The sequence below is a fragment of the Gilvimarinus polysaccharolyticus genome (assembly GCF_001187555.1).
GTDB classification, from domain to species: domain Bacteria; phylum Pseudomonadota; class Gammaproteobacteria; order Pseudomonadales; family Cellvibrionaceae; genus Gilvimarinus; species Gilvimarinus polysaccharolyticus.
This window is the reverse complement of record NZ_LFIJ01000001.1, coordinates 282,361-300,474: the sequence shown is the minus strand read 5'-3', so window position 1 is coordinate 300,474 and position 18,114 is coordinate 282,361. Positions and strand designations below refer to the sequence as shown.

20 protein-coding genes are annotated in these 18,114 nt (G+C 50.4%); 4 read left to right on the top strand and 16 right to left on the bottom strand.

The genetic code is table 11. From position 1 onward, the window contains the following. Positions 1-3: 3 nt before the first annotated feature. Both pilV and GILYN3_RS01280 read right to left on the bottom strand, forming a co-directional pair. Positions 4-408 (bottom strand): type IV pilus modification protein PilV, encoded by a 405-nt coding sequence (gene pilV / locus GILYN3_RS01285; protein WP_049721175.1) that lies wholly within the window; start codon positions 406-408, stop codon positions 4-6. After that, entirely contained in the window at positions 408-1,010 is a 603-nt protein-coding gene (locus GILYN3_RS01280; RefSeq protein WP_084005003.1) for a GspH/FimT family pseudopilin, read from the bottom strand. The genes pilV and GILYN3_RS01280 overlap by 1 nt, the downstream gene beginning before the upstream one ends. A 113-nt stretch (positions 1,011-1,123) precedes the next feature. Between GILYN3_RS01280 and GILYN3_RS01270 the strand changes: the two genes are divergently transcribed. Further along, complete coding sequence (locus GILYN3_RS01270; protein WP_198147306.1) at positions 1,124-1,654, top strand: GspH/FimT family pseudopilin; 531 nt, start codon at positions 1,124-1,126, stop codon at positions 1,652-1,654. On the opposite strand, the gene ispH is transcribed toward GILYN3_RS01270, so the two are convergent. The 6 genes from ispH to murJ are packed head-to-tail and all read right to left on the bottom strand — an operon-like array spanning position 1,646 to position 9,038. Beyond that, positions 1,646-2,578 carry a 4-hydroxy-3-methylbut-2-enyl diphosphate reductase gene (gene ispH / locus GILYN3_RS01265; RefSeq protein ID WP_049721171.1) on the bottom strand — a complete coding sequence of 311 codons (933 nt, stop codon included), beginning with the start codon at positions 2,576-2,578 and terminating at the stop codon, positions 1,646-1,648. The two genes, GILYN3_RS01270 and ispH, sit on opposite strands and share 9 nt — an antisense overlap. 18 nt (positions 2,579-2,596) lie before the next feature. Continuing rightward, on the bottom strand, positions 2,597-3,046 hold the full coding sequence (locus GILYN3_RS01260) for an FKBP-type peptidyl-prolyl cis-trans isomerase (RefSeq protein WP_049721170.1): 450 nt from the start codon (positions 3,044-3,046) through the stop codon (positions 2,597-2,599). Beyond that, positions 3,039-3,560, bottom strand: a complete 522-nt coding sequence (gene lspA, locus GILYN3_RS01255) for a signal peptidase II (protein ID WP_157484825.1) — start codon at positions 3,558-3,560, stop codon at positions 3,039-3,041. The genes GILYN3_RS01260 and lspA overlap by 8 nt, the downstream gene beginning before the upstream one ends. 10 nt (positions 3,561-3,570) lie before the next feature. Then, on the bottom strand, positions 3,571-6,372 hold the full coding sequence (ileS, locus tag GILYN3_RS01250; protein ID WP_049721168.1) for an isoleucine--tRNA ligase: 2,802 nt from the start codon (positions 6,370-6,372) through the stop codon (positions 3,571-3,573). A gap of 13 nt (positions 6,373-6,385) precedes the next feature. Further along, entirely contained in the window at positions 6,386-7,366 is a 981-nt protein-coding gene (ribF, locus tag GILYN3_RS01245) for a bifunctional riboflavin kinase/FAD synthetase (protein ID WP_049721167.1), read from the bottom strand. Positions 7,367-7,418: 52 nt separating this feature from the next. Next, a complete protein-coding gene (gene murJ, locus GILYN3_RS01240) occupies positions 7,419-9,038 on the bottom strand; it encodes a murein biosynthesis integral membrane protein MurJ (RefSeq protein ID WP_084004999.1) in 1,620 nt (539 codons plus the stop codon). Positions 9,039-9,177: 139 nt separating this feature from the next. Here murJ and GILYN3_RS01235 point away from each other — a divergent pair, with 139 nt between their 5' ends. Continuing rightward, a complete protein-coding gene (locus GILYN3_RS01235; RefSeq protein WP_049721166.1) occupies positions 9,178-9,456 on the top strand; it encodes a YebG family protein in 279 nt (92 codons plus the stop codon). Positions 9,457-9,776: 320 nt separating this feature from the next. Next, the gene (locus tag GILYN3_RS01230) at positions 9,777-10,970 is read left to right on the top strand and encodes an amino acid aminotransferase (protein WP_049721165.1); all 1,194 of its coding nucleotides are present in this window, start codon (positions 9,777-9,779) and stop codon (positions 10,968-10,970) included. Between the two features lie 157 nt (positions 10,971-11,127). Here GILYN3_RS01230 and GILYN3_RS01225 read toward each other — a convergent pair whose 3' ends face one another. Further along, a complete protein-coding gene (locus GILYN3_RS01225; protein WP_049722502.1) occupies positions 11,128-11,631 on the bottom strand; it encodes a mechanosensitive ion channel domain-containing protein in 504 nt (167 codons plus the stop codon). Between the two features lie 116 nt (positions 11,632-11,747). Here GILYN3_RS01225 and GILYN3_RS01220 point away from each other — a divergent pair, with 116 nt between their 5' ends. Continuing rightward, positions 11,748-12,458 carry a glycerophosphodiester phosphodiesterase gene (locus tag GILYN3_RS01220; RefSeq protein ID WP_049721164.1) on the top strand — a complete coding sequence of 237 codons (711 nt, stop codon included), beginning with the start codon at positions 11,748-11,750 and terminating at the stop codon, positions 12,456-12,458. Here the strand turns inward: GILYN3_RS01220 and GILYN3_RS01215 are convergent. From GILYN3_RS01215 to mltB, 7 genes are all read right to left on the bottom strand, one after another. Further along, the gene (locus tag GILYN3_RS01215; protein ID WP_049721163.1) at positions 12,427-12,936 is read right to left on the bottom strand and encodes a GNAT family N-acetyltransferase; all 510 of its coding nucleotides are present in this window, start codon (positions 12,934-12,936) and stop codon (positions 12,427-12,429) included. The genes GILYN3_RS01220 and GILYN3_RS01215 overlap by 32 nt on opposite strands. Positions 12,937-12,951: 15 nt before the next feature. Beyond that, positions 12,952-13,965, bottom strand: coding sequence for a lipoyl synthase (lipA, locus tag GILYN3_RS01210; RefSeq protein ID WP_049721162.1), 1,014 nt, complete (start codon positions 13,963-13,965; stop codon positions 12,952-12,954). Between the two features lie 78 nt (positions 13,966-14,043). Then, a complete protein-coding gene (gene lipB / locus GILYN3_RS01205) occupies positions 14,044-14,688 on the bottom strand; it encodes a lipoyl(octanoyl) transferase LipB (protein WP_049722501.1) in 645 nt (214 codons plus the stop codon). Positions 14,689-14,690: 2 nt separating this feature from the next. Further along, positions 14,691-14,957, bottom strand: a complete 267-nt coding sequence (locus tag GILYN3_RS01200; protein WP_049721161.1) for a YbeD family protein — start codon at positions 14,955-14,957, stop codon at positions 14,691-14,693. A gap of 103 nt (positions 14,958-15,060) precedes the next feature. Beyond that, positions 15,061-16,209, bottom strand: a complete 1,149-nt coding sequence (locus GILYN3_RS01195; RefSeq protein ID WP_049721160.1) for a D-alanyl-D-alanine carboxypeptidase family protein — start codon at positions 16,207-16,209, stop codon at positions 15,061-15,063. Positions 16,210-16,294: 85 nt separating this feature from the next. Continuing rightward, a complete protein-coding gene (locus GILYN3_RS01190) occupies positions 16,295-17,110 on the bottom strand; it encodes a septal ring lytic transglycosylase RlpA family protein (protein ID WP_232305488.1) in 816 nt (271 codons plus the stop codon). Beyond that, complete coding sequence (gene mltB, locus GILYN3_RS01185) at positions 17,103-18,014, bottom strand: lytic murein transglycosylase B (RefSeq protein WP_232305487.1); 912 nt, start codon at positions 18,012-18,014, stop codon at positions 17,103-17,105. The genes GILYN3_RS01190 and mltB overlap by 8 nt, the downstream gene beginning before the upstream one ends. Positions 18,015-18,114 lie beyond the last annotated feature (100 nt).

Sequence of the window (18,114 nt, the reverse complement as noted above, 5' to 3'; positions counted from 1 at the left end):
CTCTTAAATCCTCGAAGCATAAGCGAATGTTGTGTTTTCCATATTGTCGCCTGCCTGGCTTTGCGTGGGCTCGCTCCACGTCAAAGTTACAGTACATACCCGCGCAGCGCATACAACATTACCCGTCCCAGCAGGCAACTGGGCAGCTAGAGCATCAACATCAGGCATTACCACAGCAGCCCCAGTTACTACCGCATTAGCAGTAGAGGATGCGCGCATTTGTTCAAAAATATCGTAAGCGATAATGTTAGCTTGAGACCGTAAATAGGCACTACTATTGTACTGCAATGCGCGTGTTTGCAAGGAAGCAAGGGCCATTAGTGCAGTAGAAATAATTAATACCGTTACCAATACCTCAATTAGGGTAACGCCAGCCTGTTTATTTGCATAACGATTGCTTTTATTCATCACGGACACCTTACTTCGTTTACATTCATCATGCCTGCAACACCAATTGTGATGTTGCTCTGCTTATCCCCCTCACACCCATCTACATACGCGCTCAAGACTACAGGTGTGGTATTGGCAGTACCTCCGATACGAGCCAACTGCCCAGTGCTGGTATAGCGAACAAAATCAGCATTACCAGTAATCACTGCCGCATCATCTAAATTATTGATATGTCGTAAAATATCAGTTGTCGCCCCCACCACAGGCGTAGCAGCTTCATCAGAAGCGGCACCATCAACAAACATCAGCCACCCGTTGGCCCAATCGCCAGCACACCCAGAGCCATCGCCATTACTGGCACAAAGGCTGACTCTTCGACCTCGTTTAACAGCTTCAGCCTTCGTTGCCTGCAAAGCCGACACTAGCTCTTCACCTAGACCATCAGAGCGACTATTAAAAATCATAGTTCTAAAATTGGGCAAGGCGACAGTTGCAAGAACCGCAGCTACTACCAACGTGACCATCAACTCTATGAGAGTGAAGCCTTTGTTTTTACTAGAGTTTAGGTGTTTCAATGAGCTACTCCCCTCTGCTGCAAAATTTGACGCACTTATTTTCATCTACTATATTTCCAAAACTATCACAGCACTTCAGCATTTGCTTGGCACTGTCGACATACGGTCATCATGGAAGATCAAACGGATACATTCGACCAAGAGCATGGACGCAACCTATGAAAACATCAGGATTTAGCTTAATTGAAATGATAATCACACTGGCTATTGGCGCTCTTCTTTTTACCATAGCAATACCTGCTTTTGATCACTTAATTCGCAGCTCACGCATCGAAACTGCCACATGGGCGTTATTCGATGCGACTCAAACGGCAAGATCCCACGCAGTCAAAGCCAATAGCCGAGTTACGATGCAAGCTAATTCAACTTGGCAACAAGGCTGGCGCATATTTCACGATGACAACCACAACGGGCTCTATGACGAAGACGAGCTTCTACTACAAACTCATCACGAGCTACATGAATCCATTAAGGTAAAAGGTAATCGACCACTACAGGATTACATTTCATACTTGGGAACTGGCGAAAGCCATTGGGCGAGCGGAAAGCGCAAAAGCGCCTTCCAAGCCGGAACCATCACTATTTGTTCAGACAACGCAGAACACGGCGGATATTCTCTAGTACTATCTAGAGGTGGCAGGATCCGTAAAGAGCGAATAGGTGAATCCGAATGTGCAACCTCAACGTAATTCTTTAGGCAGAGAAAAACTAATAGTCTCCGGTGTCCCAGCGATCTCTTGCGGAAAATCAGCCCCCATTACAGCCAGATGCTCCACCACTTGCCGCACTAAAGTTTCTGGCGCTGATGCACCTGCAGTAATACCAATTTGATTCTTACCGGTTAACCAAGCGTTGTTAATATCCGCGGGAGAATCTATTAAATAGGCCTCGGTACCACAGCGCTCGGCCAGCTCGCGCAAACGGTTGGAGTTTGAGCTATTAGGGGAGCCAACCACCAAAACCAAATCACACTCTAGTGCCAGCTGACGCACTGCATCTTGGCGATTGGTAGTAGCATAACAAATGTCGTCTTTGCGCGGCCCTTGGATATCACTAAACTTTGCCCGCAAAGCGGCGATGATCTCAGCCGTGTCATCCATCGATAACGTAGTTTGGGTAACGTAAGCTAAACGCGACGGGTCTACCACGCTAAGACTGGCAACATCGGCAACACATTCAACCAAATACATCTTGCCACCGTTACCGGCGTCATACTGTCCCATAGTGCCTTCTACCTCGGGGTGACCTGCGTGGCCAATTAAGATGCATTCACTGCCATCTCGACTGTACCGAGCCACTTCCATATGCACCTTGGTCACCAGCGGACAGGTGGCGTCAAACACTTGTAGAGCGCGTTTTGCCGCTTCGTCACGCACCGCTTGCGACACACCGTGCGCACTAAAAATTACAATGACGTCATCAGGTACTTCTTCTAACTCATCGACAAACACTGCTCCGCGCTCGCGCAGCGTATCGACCACAAATTTATTGTGGACCACTTCATGACGCACATAGATAGGTGCACCAAACACATCTAGCGCCCGGTTGACGATATCAATCGCGCGATCGACCCCCGCACAAAAGCCGCGGGGGTTGGCCAATTTGATTTGCATTAGTAAAACCTGTCGATGTTAGTGTACTTGCACGGGCTCTATTTGCAGGATCGCCACTTTAAAGGTGATATCACGCCCCGCCAGCGGGTGATTAAAATCCACTGTTACCTCTTCGTCATTGTACTCTACGACGACACCAGGTAATTCGGTATTCTGCGCATCGGAAAACGACAACATTAACCCCTGGCTCAATTCCAGATCTGCCTCAAAGTCGGAGCGTGGAATCGTTTGCAGATTATTAGGGTTATGGGCGCCAAAACCGGCCTCTGGCTTAATGGTTAACTCTTCTTGTGCGCCCTCGCGTAAACCAAACAGCGCCTGCTCAAAGCCTTTTAAAAGTTTTCCATCGCCCACTGTAAAAGTGGCCGGCGAACCTTCAAAATTAGAATCGATTAACTGGCCATCCGGCAAGGCTAATGAAAAGTGCAAAGTTACGCGGGTACCAGGCCCAACCGTCAAATCACGCATTAGAGTCACCGTTACGAGCGGTCTCGGCGACGGCCACTTTAGAACCGAACAACATATCCACAATCAACCAGAAGGCGCCAAAACAAATCGCGGCATCGGCAAGATTAAACGCTGGAAAATAACTATCTTGATAATGCACAACGATAAAATCTACAACGTGGCCAAGCATCACTCGATCGTACAAGTTGCCTAGCGCACCGCCTAAAACAAACCCTAACGCCATCGCCTCTAGCCAGCGGACTTTGGGCAAACGCGCCAACCAAACCACAATCACAACGCTAAATACCGCCGCTATCGCGGTAAAAAACCAGCGTTGCCAGCCACCGGCGTCACTTAAAAAGCTAAAGGCCGCGCCGGGGTTATATAGCAAGGTAAAATTAAAGTACGCATTCAGCACAAGTGGTGAATTGTAATCTAAACTTGCCACTATCGCCGTTTTACTCCACTGATCCAAAACAAACACCACCAGTGCCAGCATATACCAGCACCACGGGTGCGCTATTTTTTTAAACATGGCCATCACCTTAGGCATAGTGTCGGACTTCGCCGGCACCCTCAATATTATCAGCACAGCGCTGGCAAATTTCTGGGTGTGCGGCAACAGAGCCAACATCGGCACGAAAGTGCCAACAGCGGGCGCACTTAGGTTGCTCAGATTTTTGTACGGCAATACTCAAACCATTAACATCCGTACTCACAGCATCATCACCAGCACTACTTAATGGCGCCAAGGTGGCGGCCGAGCTAATTAAAATAAACCGCAACTCATCCCCTACCCGCGCCAACTGGCTCAGCAGGCTCTCGTCGCAATATAGGGTGAGCTCAGCAGACAATGAACCACCTATGGCACCCTCACCGCGCTTGGCCTCCAAGACTTTATTCGTGGCATTTTTAACATCCGCTACTTGCCGCCAAAAGTCATCACCCAACCGAGCATCAACACATTTTGGCAATACAAACCATTCGGCCGTAAACACGCTGCCGCTGGGCTTACCTGGTAATTGCTGCCACATTTCATGGGCGGTAAAGCTTAGTATCGGTGCAATCCAGCGTGTAAACGCCTCGGCCAAATAATACAGCGCCGTTTGCGCCGAGCGGCGCGGACGTGAATCCGCTTTAGTGGTGTACTGCCGATCTTTAATAATATCCAGATAAAAACCACCAAGCTCAACCACACAAAAATTATGCAGCTTTTGGTATACCTGATGCAGCTGAAAGTTGTCGTAGCACTGAATCAACTCTTCCTGCAATTGAGCCGCACGCCCAACAACCCAACGATCCAGCGCCAGCAGTTCATCTTCGGGCACCAAATCAGTCGCCGGATCAAAACCGTTGAGGTTGGATAAAATAAAACGTGCGGTATTGCGAATGCGACGGTATGAGTCAGCGGTACGTTTTAGAATTTCATCGGACACGCTCATCTCAGAGCTGAAATCGGTAGCCGACACCCAAAGACGCAACACATCGGCACCCAGCTCATTAATCACTTTTTGCGGTGCCACCGTATTGCCGATAGATTTAGACATTTTACGTCCGTCAGCATCTACCACAAAGCCGTGGGTCAAAACCGTTTTGTAAGGTGCGGTGCCGTTCATTGCCATTGCGGTTTTAAGCGACGACTGAAACCAACCGCGGTGCTGGTCTGAACCCTCTAAATACAAGTCGGCCGGGTAGTGCAAACCTTCACGCTGCTGCAGCACGGCGTGATGCGTAACACCAGAATCGAACCAAACATCTAACGTGTCGGTCACCTTATCGTATTCAGCAGCCTCGGCCCCCAACAAACTGCTAGCATCTAAGTCGTACCAAGCGTCCATGCCAGTTTTTTCAACCTGCAGCGCCACTTGCTCAATTAGCTCGGCGGTGCGGGGATGCAGCGCGCCGGTTTCTTTGTGCACAAACAACGCAATGGGGACACCCCATGTGCGCTGTCGAGAAATGCACCAATCGGGGCTAGACTCCAGCATCGAGTCGATACGCGCACGTCCCCAGCTGGGCACCCACTGCACACCTTCAACCGATTTTGCTACTTGGCCACGCAAATCGTTTTTAGTCATACTGACAAACCACTGCGGCGTCGCGCGAAAAATCAGCGGTGTTTTGGTGCGCCAGCAGTGTGGGAAACTGTGAGTGATTTTACTCTCAAAAAACAGTGCGCTTTTTTCTTTTAATAAGTCGATAACTTTTTCATCAACTTTATACACATGCTCGCCGGCAAACATTGGCACATGATCACGGTATAAGCCGTTATCATCGATGTAATTAAGCGTACCTATATCGTATTTACGCCCTACCACAAAGTCATCTATGCCGTGATCAGGCGCGGTGTGCACACAACCCGTACCAGCATCTAAGGTGACATGATCACCCAACACAACCGGCACCTGACGCTCATAAAACGGATGCTGTAGGTTCTGCCCTTCGAGAGCGGAGCCTTTAACACGGCCTACCACGGTAAAGTTTTCGATGCCCGCGCGCGCCATAACCGACTCGTACAAGCCTTCGGCCATAACTAAGCGCTCACCCGCCACTGCAACTACAACATAATCCAACTCGGGGTTAACACTCACCGCTTGGTTGGCCGGCAAAGTCCATGGCGTGGTGGTCCAAATAACCACGGACAGCGGGCCATTACCGGCTAAGTCACCAAACACGCCAGCGGCGGCATCTTGATCGGCAAAAGCAAACTTTACATCGATACTGAATGAGGTTTTATCTTGATACTCCACCTCGGCCTCAGCCAATGCTGAGCCACCGACCACTGACCAGTAGACGGGCTTAAAACCGCGCTGCAAATGGCCATTTTCGACGATCTTACCTAACGCGCGAATAATATCGGCCTCGAAGGTAAAGTCCATCGTGAGGTAAGGGTTGTGCCAGTCACCTAACACCCCCAAACGGATAAAATCCTTCCGCTGACCATCGACCTGACGCGTAGCGTATTCGCGGCATTTTTGTCGAAACGCTTTTACGTCTAACTTAACCCCCGCCTTGCCGTGTTTCTTCTCGACATTGTGCTCAATCGGCAAACCATGGCAATCCCAGCCGGGGACGTAAGGCGCGTCAAAACCACTTAAGGTTTTGCTCTTAACGATAATATCTTTAAGAATTTTATTAACGGCATGACCAATGTGAATATCGCCATTTGCATAGGGGGGGCCATCATGCAAAATATACGACTCGCAGCCCTTACGTGCGGCACGAATTTGTTGGTATAGATCATCGTTCGCCCACGCTTTGAGCATCTCCGGCTCGCGCTGGGCCAAGTTAGCCTTCATGGCAAACGATGTATGGGGCAAATTCAACGTTGCTTTGTAATCGGTCATGGTCTTTTCAAAGTCAGTTAAGAATGTGTGGTTGGATAGATGCCGGTGACACGACGGCAAAATACGCCCGCGCGCCTCGAATATCATCCTGCAATTGTGCGGTGAGTGCCGCGAGCGATGCAAACTTTTGCTCAGCTCGCAACCGCTGGTGAAACATCACCGTTACCGGTTGGCTATAAATATCTCGATCAAAATCCAGTAAGTGCACTTCTAATAACGGCTCAATATCACCGCCTATCGTAGGCTTTACTCCAACGTTAGCAACGCCTGGGTAGCACTTGCCATCGGCCAATAAAGCGCTGATCACAAAAACCCCCGAGAGCGGCGCTCGATAACGCTGCAAGCGCACATTAGCGGTGGGCACACCTAACTCACGCCCCAGCTTTTTACCGTGCCCTACTCGTCCACTAATCGCATAGGGCCGCCCTAGGCAGGCCTCAGCTTGGGCAAATTCACCGGCCTGCAAATGTTCGCGAATACGAGTGCTGCTCACCCGCTCACCCGCGAGCGTTAAAGTACAAGTGTCGGTCACGCCAAAATCCAGCTCGGCGCCCGCCTCTTGCAATAATTGATAGTTGCCAGCGCGATCACAGCCAAAGCGAAAATCATCACCCACCACCAAGTGGCGAATACCTAAACCACCCACCAGCACCTGAGCAATAAATTGATGCGCCGTTAGGCTGCGAAACGCCTCATTAAACTGCAGACATAATACTTTGTTTACACCAGCGGCAAACAGCGCTTCGAGCTTTTCACGCAGCCGCATTAACCGTGCCGGTGCCCGCTCGCGTGCAAAATACTCGTGAGGCTGAGGCTCAAATAAGATCACCACAGAGGGCAACTGCAGACGCTCAGACACATCTTTGAGTTGTCGCAGTATCGCCTGATGCCCTAAATGCACACCATCGAACGTGCCAATGGTGGCCACAGACCCTCGATGGCGCTCGCGCAAGTTGTATAAACCGCGAATGAATTCTGGAGTCTGATTGTTCACACTGAACCTGTTGACGGCGGAAAATCTGACGCGTGAGTATACAACAGCAACCCTAATGGCGCGAGACGTGGCGCAAATTGGCGAGTTTAAATCCCGTTAACAACAAACCTACAGCGTAGATCAGCGCCCCCGCCACGCAAACTAACGCTAAGCGCCAAATACGCTGCCCCGCTGACCAGTCTACCCAATTGGGCCAAACCATCATCAGCGCCACCAACATCAGCGCCATAGCGATATTGGCACACAGCATTTGCAGCCCAAATACTGGCCAACCGCGATGCGGCCAATAGACCCCCAAGCGGCGCAAGCCGCGATACAACAAAAAACTGTTAACGTAAGCCGCAAGCGACGTAGCCAAGGCTAACCCGACATGACCAACCTGCCAGTAATAATGTAATGGCACTACAAACGCAATATTAAGCACCATGTTAACCACCATAGCGATAACGCCAATACGCACGGGTGTTTTCATGTCTTGGCGCGCAAAAAAACCAGGCGCCAGCACTTTAATTAGCATAAAGGCCAACAGCCCCAAAGCGTAGGCCCGCAAACTGAGCGCCGCCATCGCGGTATCAGCGGCGCCAGTGGCACCGTACTGAAACAAGGTCACCAGTATTGGTTCGGCTAAAATCACCAACGCAACAATGGCCGGCAGAGCAATTAAGCAAATTAACCGCAACGCCCAATCGAGCGTATGGGCAAAACTGTCTGGGTCGCGGGCGGCATGCTGGCGCGACAAGTTGGGTAAGATTACGGTAGCAATGGCGATCGCAAACACCCCAAGAGGCAAATCAGCCAAGCGTTCGGAGTAGTACAGCCAAGAAATACTGCCGCTGGGCAACAAAGACGCAATAATGGTATCGAGCATTAAATTGATCTGACTTACCGACACACCAAACAGTGCCGGCAACATAAGCGCCAAAATACGCTTTACGCCCGGGTCGGCCCAATCCACTTTGGGTGAGGGCAACAATTGCAGGCGCATCAAAAACGGCAATTGAAACACAAACTGCACAACCCCCGCCGCCAACACGCCCCACGCCAACCCTAAGGCGGGCGGATCAAACTGGGGCGCCGCCAATAATGCCGCGCCAATCAGGCACACATTCAACAGTACGGGGGTAAATGCGGGTATTGCAAAATGGTCGTAGCTGTTAAGAATCGCACCGGTTAGCCCTGTTAGGGAGATCAGCATTAGGTACGGAAACGTGATTCGAATCATGTCGGTGACCAAGGCAAACTGCTCTGGATCGGCATGAAAGCCTGGAGCAAACACAGCAGCAACCAATGGCGCACCCAGCACCGCCAACGCGGTGACCAGCAACAAAACTAACCCTAAACCACCAGCCACGCGATCCACCAACGCCTTTACCGCAGCCAAGGTGCCCTGTGCGCGATACTCGGACAACACCGGCACAAACGCCTGCGCAAAGGCACCCTCGGCAAATAATCGGCGCATAAAGTTGGGAATTTTGAAAGCGACAAAAAACGCATCGGCGCCGCCACCGGCACCAATGGTGTGGGCAAACACCACATCACGCAGCAGCCCTAGTACTCGCGAGGTCATGGTCATCAGCCCCACCTTACTGCTAGAGCGCAGCAGTCCGGGGCGGTTAACCGCTTGTTGCTCTGTTTTGGGCTCGGGGGGCGTTTTAGTCACATACAGTCCCATAACGGCTTAAATGTGCCTTATTATCCCTAGCTCATCCGTAAAAGAACAGGAAAAATAAACTCCGCCCCATGCATTTGCTTGACACCAACACCACAATAAAATACTGTACATGCAAACAGTGTCGCAATGGAGGTTAATCATGGCTGTAGTCGCCGTTTGGAAATGTGATCGGGATGGAAAGATGTTTGATGATAAAAAAGCTGCCGAAGCTCACGATAAAATGCTGGAATTGGCTGCCAATATTACCGAACTGATTGAAACATCGATTAAAGGTATTAGTGAAGAACACAGCGAGGCCATCGGTCTATTGCTGGCAGGTAAAAGTGATGAATTGGCACGAGCCTGCAAAGGTAAGCCCGAGCTGCTATTAGAGGTGTCGCCTGCCAGCAGCGTGACCCCACTGGTGGCAAACCAATAGCAGCAACCACGCTAAACACAAAGTACATTAAACCACTGCGCCGGATGGCCTTCACCAGCCATCACTCCACACGGCGCGGATCCTGTACCACAACAGGAACTTCGCGGCAGGACACAGCTTCCACACCGTACTGCCGCTTGCTTAACCGTCGTATCCCCTCAACGGTGCGACGGCCTTTTTATAGCCACCCCCACCATTCGACGCCCACAATTCTTTAGGCTCTGCGCGCTCGGTTATTTTGCGCTATTATCCACGCCAGATATTTTTGCCGCCGCGGTATTTTACGGCCATACGTATTGCCTACCTACTCAGGAGCCCCTATGTTCACCAAGCTGCCACTATTGCCTGCCGACCCTATTTTAGGCTTGAGCGCCGCCTACCACGCCGATAACAACCCAGATAAAGTCGATTTAGGCGTTGGTGTGTACAAAACCGAGCAAGGTAATACGCCAATTTTAGCCTGCGTGAAACAAGCTGAGGCCGAGCTCTACCAAAGCGAGTCGAGCAAGGTGTATACACCACCTGCGGGTGTGCCTGGTGCCAACCAAGCCGCAGCGGCGCTGGCCTTTGGCGAGCAACATGCAGTGATTCGTGAACAAAGGGTAGCCACCATACAAACCCCCGGCGGCTGCGGTGCACTGCGCACTGCCGCCGAGCTAATTGCCAAAGCCAACCCCAATGCCACCATCTGGGTAAGCAACCCAACCTGGGGCAACCATGTGCCGCTGCTTAGCAGTGCCGGCATCACATTAAAGCAATACCCCTATTACGACTTTAACCGACATGCGATTGATTTTGAGGCCATGCTTACCACCTTAAGCCAAGCCGGAAAAGATGATTTAGTTCTATTGCACGCTTGCTGCCACAACCCCAGCGGCGCCGATTTAACCCCAACCCAATGGCAGAAACTAACCGAGCTTGCCGCCGAGCGCGGCTTTACACCATTTATTGATATGGCCTATCAGGGCTTTGGCGATGGTATTGCCGAAGATGCCTACGGAGTAAGGCTTATGGCCGATAAACTACCCGAGCTGATTCTCGCTACATCGTTTTCAAAAAACTTGGGGTTATACCGCGAACGTACCGGCAGCCTTAGTATTGTCGCGCCGTCGGCCACTGCAGCTAGCGCCAGCTTAAGCCAAGTATTAAGTATTACCCGAGGCCTATACTCCATGCCGCCCGCACACGGCAGCTCGCTGGTAGACATTATTTATCACAGCGAAAGTTTGCACGCACTATGGCTGCAAGAACTGACCGACATGCGCGAGCGCATCAGTGGTTTACGCGAGCAACTGGTCAGTGCACTTAATAGTACGCAACAACAAATCGATTTTAGTTTTATCGCCCAACAGCGCGGCATGTTCAGCTTTTTAGGCTTAAGTACGGCGCAAGTTACACAATTGAAAAGTGAGTTTAGCGTGTATATGACCGATAACAGCCGAGTCAATATTGCTGGCGTTAGCAATGCCAATCTTGATTATTTAAGCCAAGCAATTGGTAAAGTACTGAGTTAAAGCAATCTTTTATAGCGCGACCGGCTAAGCAGGGACAATTACTTGGCCCAAAGCTGGACGTATTGATAAACGCCTAAAGTTGTAATCACGATCAATAACAGCTAAAGACGTTACAGGGCGCAAGGGAGTGCGCCCAAGCGGGTAGAAACCTAATAAATTAGCTTTCGTCGGGCGACAGTAATTGCGTATTGCTGCTAACTTTCAATACCGCTCGCTGTAACATCATCGAGTTGGGATAAGTCACAGTATTGCCATCATCGAGCCGGACGATAACATGAAACATCGTAATCTCACTGATGACCCCGATCATTTCAAAATCGGGGTCGAGCACCTGAATACGATCTCCCACTCGATAAGGAAAACCGAAGAATATAATCACACTGGCGGTGATATTGCTTAATATCGACCACTGAGCAAACAACGCAATACCCACCACGGCAAAGATTGACGACAAAAATAGGGTGACATCACCGTAGCCCAGCCCCAGCACTAAGCAGATAGCCACCACCGTGCAAAATAACAAGGCAAAATGCGTAACTTTATTAATGTACTCAACCCGATATAGACTGACTGAGCGCTTGATTGCCAGATCTCGGACTACTTTGTCCATCAATCGCGCCAACAACAAAGACACCACAATACAACCGCTGAGCAGTAACATCTTTAACACATTAAAATTCCTTTCCAGCAAGCGTAATTTTAAATAGAGTGATACTCAATAACGACCTTACCGAGCCCGCGTCATTATCACTCACGTAACGATAGGATTAAACACTTATGACTATGCAGTGCATCGCTCATCGCGGCGGCCCCGGCCATGACTTACCCGAAAACTCGCTCGCGGCGATAACGCGGGCTTTAACCCTCGGCTGTGCCGGCATCGAGATAGATGTATGGCAGCTGCACGGCGAACTGTACATTATTCACGACCACCGCTTGGGCCGGGTCACCAACGGCAACGGCGCGCTGTGGACTTGCAGCCGCGAACAATTAGATGCGGCGCGGCTTGAAAATGGCGAACCGATTCTCACCTTACAACAGGTATTAGAATTAGTCGGGGAGCAGTGCTTACTGAATATCGAGATTAAAAATGCCGGCGCCACCGACAACGTCATCCAAGCGCTGCAAGCGCAGCGCGCAGCCCTCGGTGGTAACTTAGAGCACATATTACTATCGAGTTTTAACCACCACGAGCTGTTTCGCGCCAAACAATTATTGCCACAACTCAAGCGCGGTGTTTTGCTCGCCAGTGATCCGCTGGACTACGCTGCCTGCGCAGAGCAGCTAGCGGCATACTCATGCAATACCGCACTGGTTACCACCAGCGCTGAGCTTAGCAGTGATATTCAGCGCCGAGGCTTAAAACACTGGGTGTATACCGCCAATTACTCGGACGAGTGGCAATACTTAAATAAATTAGGCGTCGATGCGGTGTTTACCGATCAAGTCGAGAGTTTTATGGCGCATCAACAAGACTATGACTCATAACACTCACCCAGCGACCACCCAACTTAGCTTGGCGCACTAAGCGCCAACCACGTCGGCTATAAAAATCCGACTGGTCCGTCGCAGTTAGCCACAACTCGGGCATAGATAGCTCGCGAGCAAACTGCTTAACTCCGGTAATCAAACCGCTGGCAACGCCCTGCTGGCGCCATTCGGGGGCAACATAAAGGTTGCTTAACCACAGTGGTGTATCGGCTTGGGGCGTGCCGGGCTGAGCACCAAGATGATAACTTACAACACTGACGCAGCCGATTAGCTCAGCGCTGCTTGGCTTTAGCGCCAACCATGTTTGTGGTACTGAAGTAAGGTGATTTAAATGCTTGAGCAAACGCTCGCGTCGCGTCTGCTGACGGCTTTGCAGCCCTTGACGCAAACACTCACGGTGATGCCAGATTGCAACCTGATCAAGATAACGCGGATGATCGGCAAGACGAACCCGACGCCATGCGGGCTCGCACATTGTTAACACTCTCAATTAACGCTCAACACCCGACCATTGCTGTACGTCATCTCCCTGCACTTGCTTGTCGGCGTGGTAGCTCGAACGCACCAGCGGGCCACATGCAGCACGGCTAAAACCTAGCTCTTTAGCCAGTGCGGTGTACTCGGCAAATTCATCGGGGTGTACATAACGCTCGACCGGCAAATGATCTTTTGACGGCTGTAGGTATTGGCCGATGGTCAGCATATCAATGTTATGCTCGCGCATATCGCGCATCACCTGGAATATTTCTTCTTTGGTCTCCCCCAAACCCACCATCAAACCCGATTTAGTTAACACATCGGGGCGACGCTTTTTAAACTCAGACAACAGCGTTAGGCTCCATTCGTAGTTAGCGCCTGGGCGTGACTGACGATACAAACGCGGCACAGTTTCGAGATTGTGGTTAAACACGTCGGGGGCTTCACGCTCTAAAATATCCAGCGCCGGCTCCATACGCCCACGGAAATCGGGGGTGAGAATTTCAACCTGTAAATTCGGCAAACGCGCACGAGACTCGCGAATACAATCGGCAAAGTGGCCAGCACCGCCATCGCGCAAATCATCCCGATCAACAGAGGTGATAACCACATACTTCAAGCGCAACTCAGCAATGGCTTCTGCCAATTTAATAGGCTCTTGCTCATCCAATGCATTGGGTTTGCCATGGCCCACATCGCAAAATGGGCAACGACGGGTACAGATATCACCCATAATCATAAAAGTGGCGGTGCCACCGCTAAAGCACTCACCCAAGTTGGGGCAATTTGCCTCTTCGCACACAGACGACAAGTTATTTTTACGCAATAGCTTTTTAATTCTATCCACCTCGGGCGAGGCAGGTACTCGAACCCGAATCCAATCAGGCTTACGGGGCACCTCGACCGCATCGGTGGCAATGACTTTTACCGGAATTCGCTCAACCTTATCCGCATCGCGCAGTTTTTCACCTTGCTTATGACGGCGCGTGCGTTTTACGGGCTGGATATCGGGTATTTCAATCGTCATAGTCAAACTCATTCGGGCCCGAGGCCATTAATACAAAAATTTGAGAGTGGGTACGCATCAAGTAAAGCGCGCCAGTCATTAAGCGGCGGATATTATAGCGGTTTTGTAGTCCAACTTCTGTACAAACTGATCGATCAATGCGTTTTTGACCGCACTCATAGCCACGGGAACAGCCCTTAAACGCGCCATATCGGTCATTTTTAAGCCCGCATAACCGCAGGGGTTAATCTGCTCAAATGGCGATAGATCCATATCGACGTTTAATGCCAAACCGTGAAAACTGCAGCCGCGTCGCACCCGTAAGCCCAGCGAGGCGATCTTATCTCCCGCCACATACACACCGGGAGCGTCTGGGCGGGCATACGCGTCAATATCATAACCGTGCAATACCGCAATAATAACCTGTTCGATAAGACTAACAAGCTGACGCACGCCTAACTTACGGCGACGTAGATCCAATAATGGATAAGCCACTAACTGACCGGGCCCGTGATAGGTCACCTGCCCGCCACGGTCGCTTTGCACCAGCTCGATACCCTCAACCGCTAACAAGTGCTCGGGCTTGCCCGCTTGGCCCTGAGTAAACACCGCAGGATGCTCCACTAACCAAAGCTGATCGGCCGCGTCAGAAGCGCGTGCGCTGGTAAAAGCCGACATTGCCTGCCAGGTACTCAGGTAATCGCGCGTGCCCAAATCGTGAACATCTAGCTGATCGAGCGGCATGATCAAAAAACGACTTTAGTTACCGGGCTTGCCCGCAGCGCCTGATGAATCGTTTCGAGCTGCTCTATGCCAGTCGCTGTAATAAAAACTGTTACCGACTGAAAGCGGCCTTTGCCGCTATCTCTGACAGTGGTGCGCTCGCGATCAAAACCCGGCGCGTGCTCATCCATTACCGTCATTACAAGCGAATAGAGTGTTTCACCGGCATCGCCCAATACTTTGATGGGGTAGTCAGGACAGGGAAATTCAATTTTTGGGGGTTCTTGCACAGGCTCACCTCGCTATAGCATAGCGGGCGATTGTAGCAAAAAATGCGGGTGCTGGCAGGACAATCAATCCCAGCCAACACGCGCGATCATCATAACAATTCAGCTAGCTCAACAAACCGGTAACAAACAGCTTGATCGCATCCATAATGCGGGCAAAAAATCCCGCCTTAGGGACGGCGGCTTGTGCTACGGCAGGCACTTCGGCGATGGTTTCACCGTTAAGTGTCAACGTTAAAGTGCCGACTTGCTGGCCTTTTTCAATGGGGGCTTTAATAATATCAGGAATCTGTAATTCAACTTTAATATCATCACGGCTACCACGAGGGATGGTTTCTACCACATCGGCGGCCACCGTCAGCGTCAGGCGATCAGTTTCGCCGTACCAAATTCGCGTACTTTCCAGTGTTTCACCCGCGCGATAGAGGGTTTGATTTTCAAAATAACGAAAACCATAAGCCAGTAGCTTTTGCGTCTCGACGGCGCGGGCTTCCTCTGTATTGGTCCCCATAACCACAGACACCAAACGCATATCACCCCGTTTCGCCGAAGCTACCAAGCAGTAACCTGCCGCCTCAGTATGACCCGTTTTTAAGCCATCAACCGAATTATCACGAAACAACAAACGGTTACGGTTTGGCTGATTAATGCCGTTGTAAGAAAAATACTTCTCTTTATAAAGGTCGTAGTATTCTGGGTGATCATTAATAATGGCCCGTGCCAACAGCGATAAATCGCGCGCGGTGGTTAGGTGCCCTTCGGCCGGCCAGCCGGTGGCGTTAACAAAATGACTGCCAGTCATCCCCAGTAAACTAGCCGTTTGATTCATAACATCGGCAAATGCACCTTCACCGCCGGCAATATGCTCCGCCAAAGCCACACTTGCATCGTTGCCCGACTGAACAATAATACCGCGCAGCAAATCGATGACCGACACCTCGGTACCCTCGCGGACAAACATTTTCGAACCGCCCATTTTCCAGGCCGCAACGCTAATGTTGACCATGTCGTTTTCGTTTAATCGGTTGTCTTCCAGTTCCGACGTCACAATGTAGCTCGTCATCATTTTGGTTAAACTCGCCGGCGGTAATTGTTCATCGGCGTTTTCTTCAACGATAACTTTACCGGTGTCGGCATCAAGCAAAATGTAGGCCGATGAGGCCAGTTGCGGCGCGGCGGGAATCAATACCTGTTGCGCATTAGCTACCAAAGTAAGGGTCAATAGGCCGCAAGCGGCTAAGGTTTTAACAAACATGAATATCCAGTCTTTTTAAGTCAGTGAATCAATATGGTCGCAAAGTTTAATCTGTAAAGTGTAACGTAAAGCCGTAAAGATTTTCTTAATCTTTCACTAGATGGCTATTATAAACACCCACAGCCGGCAGTTGTTCTCGCACCCGCGCAACCTCTTGCTGATCGGCCAACGGACCTATCTTGACACGGTAGAGCGGCTGAGCGGCGTTAATCTCACTAATAAACACCCGCGCCTCAGTAGCCGCAGCTGTTTTATCACGCAGACGGTTTGCCGCCGCAGCGCTAGCAAAAGCTCCCACCTGCAGGTAAAAGCCACCTGCATGGCTGGCGGGGCGATCATCGGGTTTTAATGGCGGCGGCGGTGTATCGCCCGGCACGATAATCTCAACTTCGACTGGGCCAGTGCCCGTTTTAGAAATACCCAATCGCTGCGCAGCAGCGTAGCTTAAATCAATAATACGGCCTTGATGAAACGGCCCACGATCGTTCACCCTAACAACCACACTACGGCCATTGTTTAAATGTGTTACTCGAACATAAGAGGGAATTGGCAGGGTTTTATGAGCCGCCGTCATAGCGTACATATCATAAATCTCACCGTTAGAAGTTTTATGCCCATGAAACTTTTTGCCGTACCAAGAGGCGTTGCCGCGCTCTTTATAGCTCGTTTCATCCTCAATAAGGTAATAGGTTTTACCCAACACGGTATAAGGGTTTTTATTGCCAGCACGAGTACGCGGCTCGGTTTTGGGTATCGCATCTGGCACATGAGATAAATCGATCTCGCCGCTCGGGCCAACATCTTGATCGATATGATAGCGGCTAGGCGGTTTACTGCTCTGACTAGAACAGCCGGCAACCGACACTACGGCACATAAGATCAACCACCCTATTTTATTCATGGTCGCGTCCATCGGCTTGATACCCAAGAACAATCGCTTGCGCTAACTGATGTACCGCCATGGCGTACATATGGCTGCGATTGTAACGTGTAATGACATAAAAGTTGTTAAAGCCTAACCAGTATTCGTCTCCCAGTGCGCCATCAAGTTTAATTGCCAGCGCAAGAGTCTCAGATGGAACAGCGCTGATAGGCTTTAAGCCTGCTTTCATCCACCCGCCAATACTGTGTTCCGGCGGCACTATTTGATTATAAACAATAGTACTATCTAGGGTATCCTCAGGCCGCGCGCGTAGCACCACTTGTTTACCGGGCTGCCAACCATGGCTTTTAAAGTAATTTGCCACACTGCCAATGGCATCGGGTAAATTATTCCAAATATCGGGCAAATCATCTCCATCAAAATCTACCGCATAATGGCGGTAACTAGAAGGCATAAACTGACCGTAACCCATTGCCCCGGCGTAAGAGCCTTTATGGCTCAGAGGGTCTTGTTGATGCTCGCGGGTCAACAATAAATATTGCTCAAGCTCGCGGGTAAAAAAATCACTGCGCGGCGGATAATCAAACGCCAAAGTGCTCAAGGCATCAATCACCCGATAACTACCTGTAACACGCCCGTAAAGTGTCTCGACACCAATAATGGCAACAATATATTCGGCCGGCACGCCAAACTCTTGTTCGGCGCGCGCCAGCGCATCGGCATTATCCAGCCAAAACTTTACGCCACTTTTAATGCGTGCGTCTTTTATAAAAATATTACGGTAATCAGCCCAGCTTTTGGTTTTTTCGGCTGGGCGAGAGATCGCATCGAGAATCGTCTGACGCTTGTTAGCGTGATAAAATAACGCTTGTAATGATTCGCGCGAAAATTGATGCTCAGTCACCATGCGATCAATGAACACTTGCGCCTTTGGGCTCGAGGTATAATCAGCTCGTACTGTGCTCGTTAAAAGCAATAATAGTATTGGCAGCCTGCGACACGTCACACCCACAACCGACTTA

Bases quoted from the DNA above. Each gene is read 5' to 3' on its own strand.
- pilV (WP_049721175.1), bottom strand. From the start codon at position 408: ATGAATAAAAGCAATCGTTATGCAAATAAACAGGCTGGCGTTACCCTA.
- GILYN3_RS01280 (WP_084005003.1), bottom strand. From the start codon at position 1,010: ATGAAAATAAGTGCGTCAAATTTTGCAGCAGAGGGGAGTAGCTCATTG.
- GILYN3_RS01270 (WP_198147306.1), top strand. From the start codon at position 1,124: ATGAAAACATCAGGATTTAGCTTAATTGAAATGATAATCACACTGGCT.
- ispH (WP_049721171.1), bottom strand. From the start codon at position 2,578: ATGCAAATCAAATTGGCCAACCCCCGCGGCTTTTGTGCGGGGGTCGAT.
- GILYN3_RS01260 (WP_049721170.1), bottom strand. From the start codon at position 3,046: ATGCGTGATTTGACGGTTGGGCCTGGTACCCGCGTAACTTTGCACTTT.
- lspA (WP_157484825.1), bottom strand. From the start codon at position 3,560: ATGTTTAAAAAAATAGCGCACCCGTGGTGCTGGTATATGCTGGCACTG.
- ileS (WP_049721168.1), bottom strand. From the start codon at position 6,372: ATGACCGATTACAAAGCAACGTTGAATTTGCCCCATACATCGTTTGCC.
- murJ (WP_084004999.1), bottom strand. From the start codon at position 9,038: ATGGGACTGTATGTGACTAAAACGCCCCCCGAGCCCAAAACAGAGCAA.
- GILYN3_RS01235 (WP_049721166.1), top strand. From the start codon at position 9,178: ATGGCTGTAGTCGCCGTTTGGAAATGTGATCGGGATGGAAAGATGTTT.
- GILYN3_RS01230 (WP_049721165.1), top strand. From the start codon at position 9,777: ATGTTCACCAAGCTGCCACTATTGCCTGCCGACCCTATTTTAGGCTTG.
- GILYN3_RS01225 (WP_049722502.1), bottom strand. From the start codon at position 11,631: ATGTTACTGCTCAGCGGTTGTATTGTGGTGTCTTTGTTGTTGGCGCGA.
- GILYN3_RS01220 (WP_049721164.1), top strand. From the start codon at position 11,748: ATGACTATGCAGTGCATCGCTCATCGCGGCGGCCCCGGCCATGACTTA.
- GILYN3_RS01215 (WP_049721163.1), bottom strand. From the start codon at position 12,936: ATGTGCGAGCCCGCATGGCGTCGGGTTCGTCTTGCCGATCATCCGCGT.
- lipA (WP_049721162.1), bottom strand. From the start codon at position 13,965: ATGACGATTGAAATACCCGATATCCAGCCCGTAAAACGCACGCGCCGT.
- lipB (WP_049722501.1), bottom strand. From the start codon at position 14,688: ATGCCGCTCGATCAGCTAGATGTTCACGATTTGGGCACGCGCGATTAC.
- GILYN3_RS01195 (WP_049721160.1), bottom strand. From the start codon at position 16,209: ATGTTTGTTAAAACCTTAGCCGCTTGCGGCCTATTGACCCTTACTTTG.
- GILYN3_RS01190 (WP_232305488.1), bottom strand. From the start codon at position 17,110: ATGAATAAAATAGGGTGGTTGATCTTATGTGCCGTAGTGTCGGTTGCC.